A 14,251-nucleotide genomic window follows, 5' to 3' on the forward strand; every position below is an offset into this window, starting at 1 on the left:
GAATCACGGCAGTTGCCGGTTGCCAAACTGTTTTTGGCCACCGGGGGCTTCGGCCTTCCTTCGCTTTCCCCGGCGGCTCTGACCGCTTTAACGCAGACTTCTAGGGTTTTTCATGACGCGCTACATCTTCGTCACGGGCGGTGTTGTTTCTTCATTGGGGAAAGGCATTGCCTCGGCTTCATTGGCGGCCATCCTGGAGGCGCGGGGACTTAAGGTCACCATGCTCAAGCTGGATCCGTACATCAACGTCGATCCGGGCACCATGAGCCCCTTCCAGCACGGTGAAGTGTTCGTTACCCACGACGGCGCCGAAACCGACCTGGACCTGGGCCACTACGAGCGGTTCATCCGCACGACCATGACCCAGAACAACAACTTCACCACCGGCCGTGTCTACGAGCACGTCCTGCGCAAGGAGCGCCGTGGTGATTATCTGGGCGCAACGATTCAGGTGATCCCGCACATCACCGACGAAATCAAGCGTCGCATCATCAAGGGCGCCGGCGATGCCGACGTCGCGATGGTCGAGATTGGTGGCACCGTAGGTGACATCGAGTCGCAACCGTTCCTCGAGGCTATCCGTCAGTTGCGTTTCGAGGTCGGCGCCAAGCGCGCGATGTTGATGCACCTGACCCTGGTTCCGTATATCGCCACCGCAGGCGAAACCAAGACCAAGCCTACCCAGCACTCGGTCAAGGAGCTGCGCTCCATCGGCCTGCAACCTGACGTGCTGGTCTGCCGCTCCGACCACCCGATCGATGTGTCTTCGCGTCGCAAGATCGCGCAGTTCACCAACGTTGAAGAACGTGCGGTGATCGCGCTGGAAGACGCCGATACCATCTACAAGATCCCGGGCATCCTGCATTCCCAAGGCCTGGATGATTTCGTCGTCGAACGTTTCGGCCTGCAATGCGGCGGCGCCGACCTGTCCGAGTGGGAAAAGGTCGTGGATGCCAAGCTCAACCCCGAGCACGAAGTGACCATCGCCATGGTCGGCAAGTACATGGAGCTGCTGGACGCCTACAAGTCGCTGATCGAAGCGATGAGCCACGCCGGCATCAGCAACCGTACCAAGGTCAACTTGCGCTACATCGACTCCGAAGACATCGAGAACCAGGGCACCGGCCTGCTGGAAGGCGTGGACGCCATCCTGGTACCGGGTGGCTTCGGTCTGCGCGGCGTGGAAGGCAAGATCACCGCGGTGCAATACGCTCGCGAGAACAAGGTGCCGTACCTGGGTATCTGCCTGGGCATGCAAGTGGCCGTGATCGAGTTCGCCCGTAACGTGATGGGCTGGAAAGACGCCAACTCCACCGAGTTCGATCGCGCCAGCGGCCACCCGGTCGTGGGCCTGATCACCGAGTGGGAAGACGCCACCGGCGCGGTCGAAACCCGCACCGAAACCTCCGATCTGGGCGGCACCATGCGCCTGGGTGCGCAGGACTGCCAACTGGTCGACGGCTCCAAGGTGCACGATTGCTACGCCAAGGACGTGATCGTGGAGCGTCATCGCCACCGTTACGAAGTGAACAACAACCTGCTGCCGCAACTGCTCGAAGCGGGCCTGGTGGTGTCGGGTCGTTCCGGTGACGGCGCGCTGGTCGAAGTGGTCGAAGCCAAGGACCACCCATGGTTCGTCGCTTGCCAGTTCCACCCCGAGTTCACTTCCACGCCACGTGACGGTCACCCGCTGTTCAGCGGTTTCGTCAAGGCAGCCCTGATCCAGCACCAGAAGAAGGCCTGATCCCATGGCGCAGAAGATCATTCGCGTAGGCAGCATCGAAATCGCCAACGACAAACCTATGGTTTTGTTCGGCGGCATGAACGTGCTGGAATCGCGCGACATGGCGATGAAGGTCTGCGAAGAATACGTGCGGGTCACCGAGAAGCTCGGTATCCCCTACGTGTTCAAGGCCAGTTTCGACAAGGCCAACCGGTCCTCGGTCAACTCGTACCGTGGCCCGGGCCTGGAAGCCGGCCTGCGCATCTTCGAAGAGATCAAGCGTACCTTCAACGTGCCGCTGATCACCGACGTCCACGAGCCGCAGCAAGCGGCTGCCGTGGCCGAAGTGTGCGACATCATCCAGTTGCCGGCTTTCCTGTCCCGCCAGACCGACCTGGTGGTGGCCATGGCCAAGACCAATGCGGTGATCAACATCAAGAAGGCGCAGTTCCTCGCACCTCAGGAAATGAAACACATCCTGACCAAGTGCGAAGAGGCCGGCAATGATCAACTGATCCTCTGCGAGCGTGGTTCCAGCTTCGGCTATAACAACCTGGTGGTCGACATGCTCGGCTTCGGCATCATGAAGCAGTTCGAGTACCCGGTATTCTTCGACGTGACCCACGCCCTGCAGATGCCGGGCGGTCGCTCGGATTCTGCCGGCGGGCGTCGTGCCCAGGTGCTGGACCTGGCCAAGGCTGGCCTGAGCCAGAGCCTGGCCGGGTTGTTCCTGGAAGCCCACCCAGACCCCGACAACGCCAAGTGCGACGGCCCTTGCGCCTTGCGCCTGGACAAACTGGAGCCATTCCTGGCCCAGCTCAAGGCATTGGACGCACTGGTGAAAAGTTTTCCGACGGTAGAAACCGCCTGATACGTTTTTTCCGGTAAAGTACCGCTCGATTTATCGCTCTGGCCTGCGGGCCGCGCAGCTCTTGCTCTTGTAGGGGCGCGGCTGGCCGGCGATGGCGTGCCCTTGGGCCCCGTCGCCGGCAACTGCGCCGCTACAGTGTTCTAGTTAACTTTGGAGTGCTTATAACAATGGCAAAAATCGTCGACATCAAAGGTCGTGAAGTTCTCGACTCCCGTGGCAACCCCACTGTGGAAGCCGACGTGCTTCTCGACAACGGCATCATCGGCAGCGCCTGCGCGCCGTCCGGTGCTTCGACCGGCTCGCGTGAAGCGCTGGAGCTGCGTGATGGCGACAAGAGCCGTTACATGGGCAAGGGCGTGCTGAAGGCCGTTGGCAACATCAACGGCCCGATCCGTTCGGCACTGCTGGGCCGGGACCCGGTTGACCAGAAGGGCCTGGACCACGCGATGATCGCGCTGGACGGTACCGAGAACAAGGCTTCCCTGGGCGCCAACGCCATCCTCGCCGTGTCCCTGGCTGCCGCCAAGGCCGCAGCCCAGGACCAGGACCTGCCGCTGTACGCGCACATCGCCAACCTGAACGGCACCCCGGGCGTTTACTCGATGCCGGTGCCGATGATGAACATCATCAACGGCGGCGAGCATGCCGACAACAACGTCGACATCCAGGAATTCATGGTTCAGCCAGTAGGCGCCAAGTCCTTCTCCGAAGGCCTGCGCATGGGCACCGAGATTTTCCATCACCTCAAGGAAGTCCTCAAGGCCCGTGGCCTGAGCACTGCCGTGGGTGACGAAGGTGGTTTCGCCCCTAACCTGGCGTCCAACGAAGATGCACTCAAAGTGATCTCCGAAGCCGTGGCCAACGCCGGTTACAAGCTGGGCACCGACGTGACCCTGGCCCTGGACTGCGCCGCCAGCGAATTCTACGAGAACGGCACCTACGACCTGGCCGGTGAAGGCCACACATTCGACGCCGAAGGTTTCGCCGAGTACCTGAAAGGGCTGACCGAGCGTTACCCGATCATCTCCATCGAAGACGGCCTGGACGAATCCGACTGGGCGGGCTGGAAGATCCTCACCGACAAGATCGGCGAGAAGGTACAACTGGTCGGTGACGACCTGTTCGTGACCAACACCAAGATCCTGAAAGAAGGCATCGATAAAAAGATCGCCAACTCGATCCTGATCAAGTTCAACCAGATCGGCACCCTGACCGAAACCCTGGAAGCCATCCAGATGGCCAAGGCCGCTGGTTACACCGCGGTCATTTCGCACCGTTCGGGCGAAACCGAGGATTCGACCATTGCTGACCTGGCCGTCGGCACTGCCGCTGGTCAGATCAAAACCGGTTCCCTGTGCCGCTCCGACCGCGTCTCCAAGTACAACCAACTGCTGCGCATCGAAGAACAACTGGGTGCCAAGGCGGTTTACCGTGGCCGTGCCGAGTTTCGCGGCTAAGCTTTAAATGGTAAAAAGACGCCAGGGACGTATCGGGGCACATTCCGATGCGTCCTGATTGCGAACGCTACACCGCACAGAGCCTGGCCGATGCCAGGCTTCGTGCCATCAGTCGTACCACCGTCGCGACTGTCTTTTTCCACTGGATACCTTGATGCGCAGCCCCTATTGGTTATTTCTGGTTTTGCTTTTGCTGCTCGGTGGCCTGCAGTATCGCCTCTGGGTGGGCAACGGAAGCCTGGCGCAGGTGGCCAGCCTGCAGCAGCAGATCGCCGACCAGCATGCCGAAAATGAAAACTTGCTGGAGCGCAACCGCGTCCTCGATGCGGAAGTGGCCGAATTGAAAAAGGGCATGGAGACCGTGGAAGAGCGCGCTCGCCATGAACTGGGCATGGTCAAGGAGGGCGAAACCCTCTACCAGTTGGCCCAATGAATACCGCGTTGCCTGCCTTCTGGGCAGTGATCCCCGCCGCGGGCGTAGGTGCCCGTATGGCCGCAGACCGTCCCAAGCAGTACTTGCAACTGGGCGGGCGCACGATCCTTGAGCATAGCCTCGACTGTTTTCTTGATCACCCCGCGCTCAAGGGCCTGGTGGTCAGCCTTGCTGAAGACGACCCGTACTGGCCTAGCCTTGCCAGCGCCCGTGATGCGCGTATCCAGCGTGCTGCCGGCGGTCGCGAACGGGCGGACTCGGTGCTAAACGCTTTGCTGTACCTGAACGCCCATGGCGCGGGCGATGATGACTGGGTGCTGGTGCATGATGCCGCGCGGCCGAACCTGGCCCGCGCCGATCTGGACAAGTTGCTCGGAGAGTTGGCCGATGACCCCGTGGGCGGCCTGCTGGCGGTGCCGGCCCGCGATACGCTCAAGCGCGCCGACAGCCAGGGCCGAGTGCGCGAAACCATCGACCGCAGCACCATCTGGCAGGCCTACACCCCGCAAATGTTCCGCCTGGGTGCCTTGCATCGCGCGCTGGCCGACAGCCTGGTCGCCGACGTGGCGATCACCGACGAGGCCTCGGCCATCGAATGGGCCGGGCAGGCGCCGCGTTTGATCGAAGGCCGTTCGGACAATATCAAGGTCACCCGCCCGGAAGACCTTGAATACCTGAAGTCGCGCTGGTCGCTTCGCGGATAAGTCCGCGACAGTGCAGGTCAATCGCCGCAATACTCCGGCCGTTTCGCCAACCCCTCGCGCAGATAATCCACCAGCTTGCGCACCTTGGGTGACAAATGCCGTTGCTGCGGATACAGCGCCCACACGGCGGTGTTCGGCGGCTGATGGCCTTGGAGCAGCGGTATCAGCGCACCGCTCTTGAGGTGCTCCAGCACGTAGTAATCGGGTAATTGGCATAACCCCACGCCTTGCAGTGCGGCATCCAATACCGCCTGCCCGCTGTTGCAGCGCCAGTTGCCCTGCACCCGCTGCGCGTATTCCCGACCGTTTTGTTCCAGTTGCCAGATGTCGCTGCTGCCGATCAGGCAATTGTGCCGGCCCAGCTCCGACACACTGTGCGGTCGCCCGTAGCGTTCCAGGTAGCTGGGCGCGGCGCATAAATACATGCGCCGGGGCGCCAGGCGCGCTGCCACCATCCGCGAATCCTGCAAACGGCCCAGGCGAATAGCCAGGTCCAGGCCTTCGTGCACCAAGTCCAGGGTGCGGTTGCTCAATTCGATATCGATGCGCAGCTGCGGGTACAGGCCCATGAAACGCGTCACCAGTGGCACGATAAAGCGCTCGCCGTAGGCCACCGCGCAGGTCAGGCGCAGCAGGCCCTTGGGCTCGCTGGTCAAGTCGCCGACCGCCCGCAAGGCCTCTTCGCGCCCATCTTGCAAGCGTTGGCAATGCTGCAGGAAGGTCTGGCCGGCCTCGGTCAGCGTGACTCGCCGCGTGCTGCGGTACAGCAGGCGGGTTTGCAGGCGGTCCTCCAACCGGGCGATCTGCCGGCTGATGTGTGAGGAAGAAATTCCCAGGCGTTCGGCGGCGGCGGTGAATTGGCAACATTCAGCCACGGCAACGAATTCGTCGATGCCTTCCCAACGGTTGTCGGTCATTGATTGTCCCTGTACAGCAATAATGTTTTGCCTTTCACCGGATTATTCATCATTCAAGACTGAATTACACTTCATGGCTACCGTATTCCCTCAAGGAGCCTTTTCGATGATCAAGTCCCGTGCTGCCGTAGCGTTCGAGGCCAAGAAACCGCTGGAAATCGTTGAAGTCGATGTGGCCATGCCCAAAGCCGGTGAAGTCCTGGTGCGCGTCATCGCTTCGGGTGTGTGCCACACCGATGCCTACACCCTGTCGGGCGCTGATCCGGAAGGTATCTTCCCCTCGATCCTGGGCCATGAAGGCGGCGGTATCGTCGAGGCCATCGGCGAGGGCGTGACCTCGGTGGCAGTCGGTGACCATGTGATCCCGCTGTACACCCCGGAATGCCGCCAGTGCAAATTCTGCCTGTCGGGCAAGACCAACCTGTGCCAAGCCATTCGCGCGACGCAGGGCAAAGGCCTGATGCCTGACGGCACCAGCCGTTTCTCCTACAACGGCAAGCCAATTTTCCACTACATGGGCACCTCGACCTTTTCCGAGTACACCGTGTTGCCGGAAATCTCCGTGGCCAAGATCCAGAAAGAGGCGCCGCTGGAAAAAGTCTGCCTGCTGGGCTGTGGCGTCACCACCGGCATTGGCGCGGTGCTCAACACCGCCAAGGTCAAGCCCGGTGACACCGTGGCAATCTTCGGCCTGGGTGGCATCGGTTTGTCGGCAGTGATCGGTGCGGTCAAGGCCAAGGCGGCGCGCATCATCGCCATCGACATCAACCCGGCCAAGTTCGAAATCGCCCGCCAGTTGGGTGCAACCGATTGCGTCAACCCGAAAGACTTCGATCGTCCGATCCAGGAAGTGATCGTCGACATGACCGATGGCGGCGTGGACTTTTCGTTCGAGTGCATCGGCAACGTACAACTGATGCGTGCCGCGCTTGAGTGCGCGCACAAGGGTTGGGGTGAGTCAGTGATCATCGGCGTGGCCGGTGCAGGCCAGGAAATCGCCACCCGTCCGTTCCAACTGGTGACCGGTCGCGTCTGGCGCGGGTCGGCATTCGGCGGCGTGCGCGGGCGCACCGAATTGCCAAGCTATGTCGACATGGCCGGCAAGGGCGAGATCCCTCTGGATACTTTCATCACCCACGCCATGGGCCTGGAAGATATCAACAAGGCTTTCGACCTGATGCATGAAGGCAAAAGCATCCGTACCGTCATCCATTTCTGAGGTCGCCCATGAGCCTGGAAAACGTCTCCTGCCAAAAAAGCTTCGGCGGTTGGCACAAACGCTACCGCCATCGCTCCGAGGTGTTGGGTTGCGACATGACCTTCGCCGTGTACCTGCCGCCGCAGGCAGAGCAGGGCGGCACGTTGCCGGTGTTGTATTGGCTGTCGGGCCTGACCTGCACCGACGAGAACTTCATGCAAAAGGCCGGTGCGCACAAGCTCGCCGCCGAGTTGGGGTTGATCATCGTCGCGCCAGACACCAGCCCCCGTGGCGCCGATGTGCCGGGTGACCCGCAGGGTGCCTGGGACTTTGGCCTGGGCGCCGGCTTCTACCTCAATGCCACCCAGCAGCCCTGGGCCAAGCACTACCGCATGCATGACTATGTAGTGCAGGAGCTGCCAGCCCTCGTGGAGGCGCATTTCCCGGCTTCGCAACAGCGGGCCATCAGCGGCCACTCCATGGGTGGCCATGGCGCGTTGGTGTGCGCGTTGCGCAACCCGGGGCGCTATCGGTCGGTGTCGGCCTTCTCGCCCATCAGCAATCCGATGGATTGCCCATGGGGGCAGAAAGCGTTCTCGCGCTACCTGGGCGACGAGCGTTCGCGCTGGCGTGAGTGGGACGCTAGTGTGTTGATCAGCGAAGCGTCGGAAAAACTGCCGACGCTGGTCGACCAGGGTGACCGTGACGACTTCCTTGCCACCCAGCTCAAGCCCGAAGTGCTGGTTCAGGCGGCGAAGGCGGCTGGCTACCCGATCGAGGTGCGGTTGCAGCCGGGCTATGACCACAGCTACTACTTCATCGCCAGCTTTATTGACGACCACTTGCGACATCACGCCGCAGCACTGGAATCGTCCCACAAGAGCTGACACCAAGCTCTGTAGGAGCGGATTCATCCGCGAAAAGTACGACGCGTTCTATCTGACACACCGCCGAGCTTTTACCAAGCGCAAGCACCCCCAAAGTAGGTAGAATCACGCCCTGACTCAATCGGGGCGTTTTTTTATATGCGTATTGGCCACGGCTACGATGTGCACCGTTTCGCTGAAGGCGAATTCATTACCTTGGGCGGCGTGCGCATTGCACACAAATTCGGCTTGCTCGCGCATTCCGATGGTGACGTGCTGCTGCATGCCTTGAGCGATGCCTTGCTCGGCGCGGCCGCACTGGGTGACATCGGCAAGCATTTCCCCGACACCGATCCGCAATTCAAGGGCGCCGACAGCCGCGTGCTGTTGCGTCACGTCGTGTCCATCGTCCAGGCCAAGGGTTGGAAGGTCGGCAACGTCGACGCCACCATCGTTGCCCAGGCGCCGAAAATGGCCCCGCACATCGAAACCATGCGCGCGCAGATCGCCGCCGACCTGCAGGTCGAGCTCGACCAGGTCAACGTCAAGGCCACCACCGAGGAAAAACTCGGTTTCACCGGCCGTGAAGAAGGTATTGCCGTTCACGCCGTCGCCTTGTTGCTTGCCCGATGAACGAGACACAACTGCTGGGCCCGCGTGCATCGGGCGAGGCGCTGGGCAGCGCCGTGCTAAAGGCCACCGCCGAAGACTTCCAGGTCGACGAAGTGCTTGATATCCCGCTGGCCGGTGAGGGCGAGCATCTCTGGCTGTGGGTTGAAAAACGCAACCTCAACACCGAGGAAGCCGCCCGGCGCCTGGCCAAGGCTGCGGGCGTGCCCTTGCGCACGGTCAGCTATGCCGGCCTCAAGGATCGCCAGGCCCTGACCCGGCAATGGTTCAGCCTGCATTTGCCGGGCAAGGCCGACCCCGATATGTCGGCAGCCGAAAACGAGACCCTGCGTATCCTGAAAATCGCCCGTCACAAGCGCAAGCTGCAGCGTGGCGCGCACTCGGCGAACGGTTTTACCTTGCGCCTCACCGCGTTGCAGGCCGATCACCCCGCCCTGGATGCGCGCCTGGCGCAACTGAAGGCCAATGGCGTGCCCAACTATTTCGGCACCCAGCGCTTTGGCCATCAGGGCGGCAACGTCTTCGATGCCCGCCAATGGGCCGAGCGCCAGGCGCTGCCAGAGCAGCGCAACGTACGTTCGCGCCTGCTCTCCACCGCGCGCAGTTATCTGTTCAATCAGGTGCTGGGCGCGCGCGTGGCCGCCGGTACCTGGAACCAGGCGCAGGTGGGCGATTTGCTGGCGTTCACCGACAGCCGCAGTTTTTTCCCGGCAGGGGAGGCTGAATGCAGCGACCCGCGCCTGGCGATCCTGGACCTGCACCCTACCGGCCCCCAGTGGGGGGAAGGTGACTCGCCGGCCACTGGGCGCATCCATGATGTGGAACAGGAAATTGCCGCGCGCGAACCGCATCTGCGTGACTGGTTGGTTAAAGCGGGCATGGCGCACGAACGACGCATCCTGCGGCTGCCCATTGGCGGTTTGACGTGGCATTATCCCGAGCCTGACATTCTGCAACTGGAATTCGTCCTTCCGGCCGGATGCTTCGCCACCGTCGTGGTGCGTGAACTCGTCGATCTGGTGCCGGCAGGGCAGACGGACAGCCAATGCGTATTCTGATTTCAAACGACGACGGGGTCGCAGCACCCGGGCTCGCCGCGCTGTATGGCGCGCTGGCCGACTATGCCGAGTGCACGGTGATCGCCCCTGACCAGGATAAAAGCGGCGCCAGCAGTTCGCTGACGCTCGACCGGCCTTTGCACCCGCAAACATTGGCCAATGGGTTTATCAGCCTTAATGGCACACCCACCGATTGCGTGCACCTGGGCCTCAACGGCTTGCTGGCGTTCGAGCCGGACCTGGTGGTGTCGGGGATCAACCTGGGTGCCAACCTGGGTGACGACGTGCTGTATTCCGGCACCGTGGCTGCCGCCCTGGAGGGGCGCTTCCTGGGGCGCACCTCGTTCGCTTTCTCGCTGCTCTCGCGCCAGCCGGACAACCTCGCCACCGCAGCCTGGTTCGCCCGTCGGCTGGTGGAGGCGCACGATCGCCTCGACCTGCCGCCGCGCACCGTGCTCAACGTGAATATTCCCAACCTGCCGCTGGAGCGCATCAAGGGTATCCAGTTGACGCGCCTGGGCCATCGCGCCCGCGCCGCCGCGCCCACGCGCATGGTCGACCCGCGTGGCAAGGAAGGCTACTGGATCGCGGTGGCCGGGGACGCCGAGGATGGCGGCCCAGGCACTGATTTCCACGCCGTGATGCAAGGCTATGTGTCGGTCACGCCGTTGCAGCTGGATCGAACCTTCAACGAGGCCTTCAGCTCCCTTGAAGGCTGGCTGGAGGGGCTGCGCTGATGCGTGAGCACGATGACATGCTGCGTCGCGGCATCGGCATGACCTCGCAGCGTACCCGCGAGCGGTTGATCCAGCGCCTTTACGAAGAGGGCGTCTCCAGCACCCAGGTGCTCGAGGTGATCCGCCGCACGCCGCGTCATCTGTTCGTCGACGAGGCGCTGGCGCACCGTGCGTACGAAGACACGGCCTTGCCCATCGGCCATAACCAGACCATCTCCCAGCCTTACATGGTGGCGCGCATGAGCGAGCTGCTGCTGGAGGCGGGCCCCCTGGACAAGGTGCTGGAGATTGGCACCGGGTCCGGTTACCAGACGGCGGTGCTGGCCCAGTTGGTGGAGCGGGTGTTTTCCGTCGAGCGCATCAAGGTGCTGCAGGACCGCGCCAAGGAGCGCCTGGTGGAGCTCAACACGCGCAACGTGGTGTTTCGTTGGGGCGATGGCTGGGAAGGCTGGCCGGCGCTGGCGCCTTACAACGGTATCATCGTTACCGCAGTGGCCACCGACGTGCCCCAGGCGCTGCTGGATCAACTGGCCCCCGGTGGGCGGCTGGTCATCCCGGTGGGCGCCGGTGAAGTTCAGCAGTTGATGTTGATCATTCGCGAAGAAAACGGTTTTTCCCGGCATGTACTGGGCGCCGTGCGCTTCGTGCCGCTGCTCAATGGGCCCCTGGCATGAACAATGTTTTGCCGCGGCGGTGAATTCCTGCGCACTCCCTGTGTCTGAGTGCGGAACCTGCGGCGTCGGTTCATCAAGGCTACTCAATAACTTGCCGTACTTTAGAGGCAGGTAAAGTCGCAGCGGACGGTTATAATTGCGACACATACGGTATTTTCAGAACAGTCACCACTATCCAAGGGAGCGGCGGGTGAGTCTCACAGTCATTCGGCAGCGTGCAGGTATATCGAGTTTCAAGCTACTGGTGATTGGCCTTGCCCTCATTACGTCTCTGGCCGGTTGTTCGAGTACGCCCTCCAGCGGCGTGCGGGTGGTCGATCGGGCCAACGCCAAGCCGCAGAACCCCACGGTTACGACCGGGCAGTATGCGGTGCGCCGTGGCGACACCTTGTTCTCCATCGCTTTCCGCTACGGGTGGGACTGGAAGGCTTTGGCCGCACGCAACAGCATACCGGAGCCCTATACCATTCATCCGGGGCAAACGATTCGCTTTGACAGTGGCGCTGCAGCGGCTGCGCCTGTGGTCGCGGCGCAAAGCCAGACATCCAGCACGCCGTCGAGCAAGTTCACCATGACCCGCCGCCCTGCAGGCACGGCGGCACCCGTGGTCGTAGCCCCCGTTGCCGCTGCGTCAAGTGCGCCAGAGCCGACTCCAGTGCCGGCTGGCGAGAAGGTCACGGGCGGTTGGGCATGGCCGGCGAACGGCGTGTTGATTGGAAAATTTGCTTCAAACGGCAGTTTGAATAAAGGCGTTGATATCGCCGGTGAATTGGGACAGCCTGTTTTTGCTGCGTCTGATGGATCTGTGGTTTACGCCGGGAGTGGCTTGCGGGGCTACGGCGAATTGATCATCATCAAACACAGCGATACCTACGTAAGTGCCTACGGTCATAACCGCAGGTTGTTGGTTCGGGAGGGGCAGCAGGTCAAGGTCGGACAGACAATTGCCGAAATGGGTTCAACGGGGACTGACCGGGTGAAGCTTCATTTTGAAATTCGCCGTCAGGGTAAACCGGTAGATCCGCTGCAATTCCTGCCACGTCGTTGAATGCCGTACCAGCCTGTTCTTTCACGTAGAGGGGACAGGCTCAAGCGTTGCCAAGGATAGAGGCGTCGCTAGGGCTTGAGGTCGAACTCAACAAAGGACTATAACAATGGCTCTCAACAAAGAAGCGCCGGAGTTTGACATCGACGATGAGGTGCTCCTTATGGAAGCCGGCATCGTCTTGGATGCGGTAGCGGATGCAGAACCAGTTGCACCTGCAGTTCGTGCCAAGGCCAAGAACTCCACAGCACTCAAGCAGCACAAGTACATCGACTACACCCGGGCACTCGATGCCACCCAGTTGTATTTGAACGAAATCGGTTTTTCCCCGTTGTTGTCCCCGGAAGAAGAAGTGCACTTTGCGCGCTTGTCGCAAAAGGGTGATCCGGCCGGCCGCAAGCGCATGATCGAAAGTAACTTGCGCCTGGTGGTAAAAATCGCTCGTCGCTATGTCAACCGTGGTTTGTCCCTGCTGGACCTCATCGAGGAAGGCAACCTGGGGCTTATCCGCGCCGTCGAAAAGTTCGATCCGGAACGCGGCTTCCGTTTCTCGACTTACGCCACCTGGTGGATCCGCCAGACCATCGAACGCGCCATCATGAATCAGACCCGGACCATCCGGTTGCCGATCCATGTCGTGAAGGAGCTCAACGTCTACCTTCGCGCGGCCCGTGAGCTCACTCAAAAACTTGACCACGAACCGTCGCCGGAAGAAATTGCCAGCCTGCTGGAAAAACCGGTCGGCGAGGTCAAGCGCATGCTCGGCTTGAACGAGCGGGTTTCCTCGGTGGACGTCTCGCTGGGGCCGGACTCCGACAAGACCCTGCTGGACACCCTGACCGACGACCGTCCCACCGATCCCTGCGAGCTGCTTCAGGACGACGATCTGTCCCAGAGCATCGACCAATGGCTCTCGGAATTGACCGACAAGCAGCGCGAGGTCGTGGTGCGTCGCTTTGGTTTGCGCGGGCATGAAAGCAGTACCCTGGAAGACGTTGGCCTGGAGATTGGCCTCACCCGCGAGCGGGTGCGCCAGATCCAGGTAGAGGGGCTCAAGCGCCTGCGGGAAATCCTCGAGAAAAACGGCCTTTCCAGTGAATCATTGTTTCAGTAAACCCTGACGCTACTGGCCGCGAGGCCACACCGCGAAGAGCGCCCCGACTGGTTCGGGGCGTTTTCGTTTGGCAATGGCGCTAGTGCATGTACGCGTTCACTCACAAGGGGTGTAAGTGAATGTCTGTTTTGCCTGTAAAAGATGGGGCTAAAGGGCTTTTTGTTTAGCTTAACTGCTTGATTTAATATGAATATATCTACATTAATATTTTGAGAATGACTTTTCTTGAAAGCTTTTACGGGTTGCTCATCCACTCGAATTCTCTAATATCAGACCTGTGCACAGGGATGGGCACGGCCTTCACGGAAGAGGGTCAAGGACATCGCAGGAGGCGATTCATCAGGACGATGAAAAGGATTAAAGGGACTAGGGAAAAAATGTGGGCGGTTCATACCGCCCCTTTTTTTTGCCCGAAATTTAACCATCGGCTACGGCGGCGGCGGGGCAAAAAAAAAGGCCCCGGTAGGGGCCTTTTGGAGGAAGCAGAAACGCTTAGCGCTCCAGTTCCTTGATCTTGCCTTTCTTGCCATCCCATTCTTCAGCGTCGGGCATGGCTTCTCTGCGTTCGGTGATGTTGGGCCAGATCTCGGCCAACTCCACGTTCAGCTGAATGAATTCTTGCATGTCGGCCGGGACTTCATCTTCGGAGAAGATGGCAACTGCCGGGCATTCAGGCTCACAGAGCGCGCAATCGATGCACTCGTCCGGGTGAATGACCAGGAAGTTCGGGCCTTCGTAAAAGCAGTCCACCGGACACACTTCTACGCAGTCGGTGTACTTGCACTTGATGCAGTTGTCGGTGACGACGAAGGTCATTTCTAGTT

General features: G+C 61.1%; 15 protein-coding genes. 13 read left to right on the top strand and 2 right to left on the bottom strand.

The features are described 5' to 3' along the window. The first annotated feature begins 112 nt into the window (after positions 1–112). From pyrG to ispD, 5 genes are all read left to right on the top strand, one after another. Positions 113–1,744: a CTP synthase gene (gene pyrG / locus L9B60_RS19360; protein WP_249672346.1), complete on the top strand. Its 1,632-nt coding sequence runs from the start codon at positions 113–115 to the stop codon at positions 1,742–1,744. 4 nt (positions 1,745–1,748) lie between these two features. Then, the gene (gene kdsA / locus L9B60_RS19365; protein WP_249672347.1) at positions 1,749–2,594 is read left to right on the top strand and encodes a 3-deoxy-8-phosphooctulonate synthase; all 846 of its coding nucleotides are present in this window, start codon (positions 1,749–1,751) and stop codon (positions 2,592–2,594) included. 167 nt (positions 2,595–2,761) lie between these two features. Further along, a complete protein-coding gene (gene eno / locus L9B60_RS19370) occupies positions 2,762–4,051 on the top strand; it encodes a phosphopyruvate hydratase (protein ID WP_249672348.1) in 1,290 nt (429 codons plus the stop codon). A 154-nt stretch (positions 4,052–4,205) separates the two neighbouring features. After that, positions 4,206–4,484: a cell division protein FtsB gene (gene ftsB, locus L9B60_RS19375; protein WP_249672349.1), complete on the top strand. Its 279-nt coding sequence runs from the start codon at positions 4,206–4,208 to the stop codon at positions 4,482–4,484. Next, a complete protein-coding gene (ispD, locus tag L9B60_RS19380) occupies positions 4,481–5,188 on the top strand; it encodes a 2-C-methyl-D-erythritol 4-phosphate cytidylyltransferase (RefSeq protein ID WP_249672350.1) in 708 nt (235 codons plus the stop codon). Before ftsB ends, ispD begins: the two co-directional genes overlap by 4 nt. A 17-nt stretch (positions 5,189–5,205) precedes the next feature. Here ispD and L9B60_RS19385 read toward each other — a convergent pair whose 3' ends face one another. Continuing rightward, positions 5,206–6,105, bottom strand: coding sequence for a LysR family transcriptional regulator (locus L9B60_RS19385; RefSeq protein WP_249672351.1), 900 nt, complete (start codon positions 6,103–6,105; stop codon positions 5,206–5,208). Between the two features lie 106 nt (positions 6,106–6,211). On the opposite strand from L9B60_RS19385, the gene L9B60_RS19390 reads away from it, so the two are divergent. The 8 genes from L9B60_RS19390 (at position 6,212) to rpoS (ending at position 13,427) form a co-directional block, all read left to right on the top strand. After that, entirely contained in the window at positions 6,212–7,324 is a 1,113-nt protein-coding gene (locus L9B60_RS19390; protein WP_249672352.1) for an S-(hydroxymethyl)glutathione dehydrogenase/class III alcohol dehydrogenase, read from the top strand. 8 nt (positions 7,325–7,332) lie between these two features. Further along, positions 7,333–8,190, top strand: coding sequence for an S-formylglutathione hydrolase (gene fghA, locus L9B60_RS19395; RefSeq protein WP_249672353.1), 858 nt, complete (start codon positions 7,333–7,335; stop codon positions 8,188–8,190). Positions 8,191–8,328: 138 nt separating this feature from the next. Continuing rightward, positions 8,329–8,802 (top strand): 2-C-methyl-D-erythritol 2,4-cyclodiphosphate synthase, encoded by a 474-nt coding sequence (gene ispF, locus L9B60_RS19400; RefSeq protein ID WP_249672354.1) that lies wholly within the window; start codon positions 8,329–8,331, stop codon positions 8,800–8,802. After that, positions 8,799–9,857, top strand: coding sequence for a tRNA pseudouridine(13) synthase TruD (gene truD, locus L9B60_RS19405; RefSeq protein WP_249672355.1), 1,059 nt, complete (start codon positions 8,799–8,801; stop codon positions 9,855–9,857). Before ispF ends, truD begins: the two co-directional genes overlap by 4 nt. Continuing rightward, positions 9,845–10,594, top strand: coding sequence for a 5'/3'-nucleotidase SurE (surE, locus tag L9B60_RS19410; RefSeq protein WP_249672356.1), 750 nt, complete (start codon positions 9,845–9,847; stop codon positions 10,592–10,594). Before truD ends, surE begins: the two co-directional genes overlap by 13 nt. 38 nt (positions 10,595–10,632) lie before the next feature. Then, positions 10,633–11,268, top strand: coding sequence for a protein-L-isoaspartate(D-aspartate) O-methyltransferase (locus tag L9B60_RS19415; RefSeq protein WP_249679794.1), 636 nt, complete (start codon positions 10,633–10,635; stop codon positions 11,266–11,268). 190 nt (positions 11,269–11,458) lie between these two features. After that, the gene (locus L9B60_RS19420) at positions 11,459–12,316 is read left to right on the top strand and encodes a peptidoglycan DD-metalloendopeptidase family protein (protein WP_249672357.1); all 858 of its coding nucleotides are present in this window, start codon (positions 11,459–11,461) and stop codon (positions 12,314–12,316) included. 106 nt (positions 12,317–12,422) lie between these two features. Next, positions 12,423–13,427, top strand: coding sequence for an RNA polymerase sigma factor RpoS (rpoS, locus tag L9B60_RS19425; protein ID WP_249672358.1), 1,005 nt, complete (start codon positions 12,423–12,425; stop codon positions 13,425–13,427). Between the two features lie 492 nt (positions 13,428–13,919). On the opposite strand, the gene fdxA is transcribed toward rpoS, so the two are convergent. Further along, complete coding sequence (gene fdxA, locus L9B60_RS19430) at positions 13,920–14,243, bottom strand: ferredoxin FdxA (protein WP_249672359.1); 324 nt, start codon at positions 14,241–14,243, stop codon at positions 13,920–13,922. Positions 14,244–14,251: the final 8 nt, after the last annotated feature.

It is taken from the genome of Pseudomonas abieticivorans, from assembly GCF_023509015.1.
Classification (GTDB): Bacteria; Pseudomonadota; Gammaproteobacteria; order Pseudomonadales; family Pseudomonadaceae; genus Aquipseudomonas; species Aquipseudomonas abieticivorans.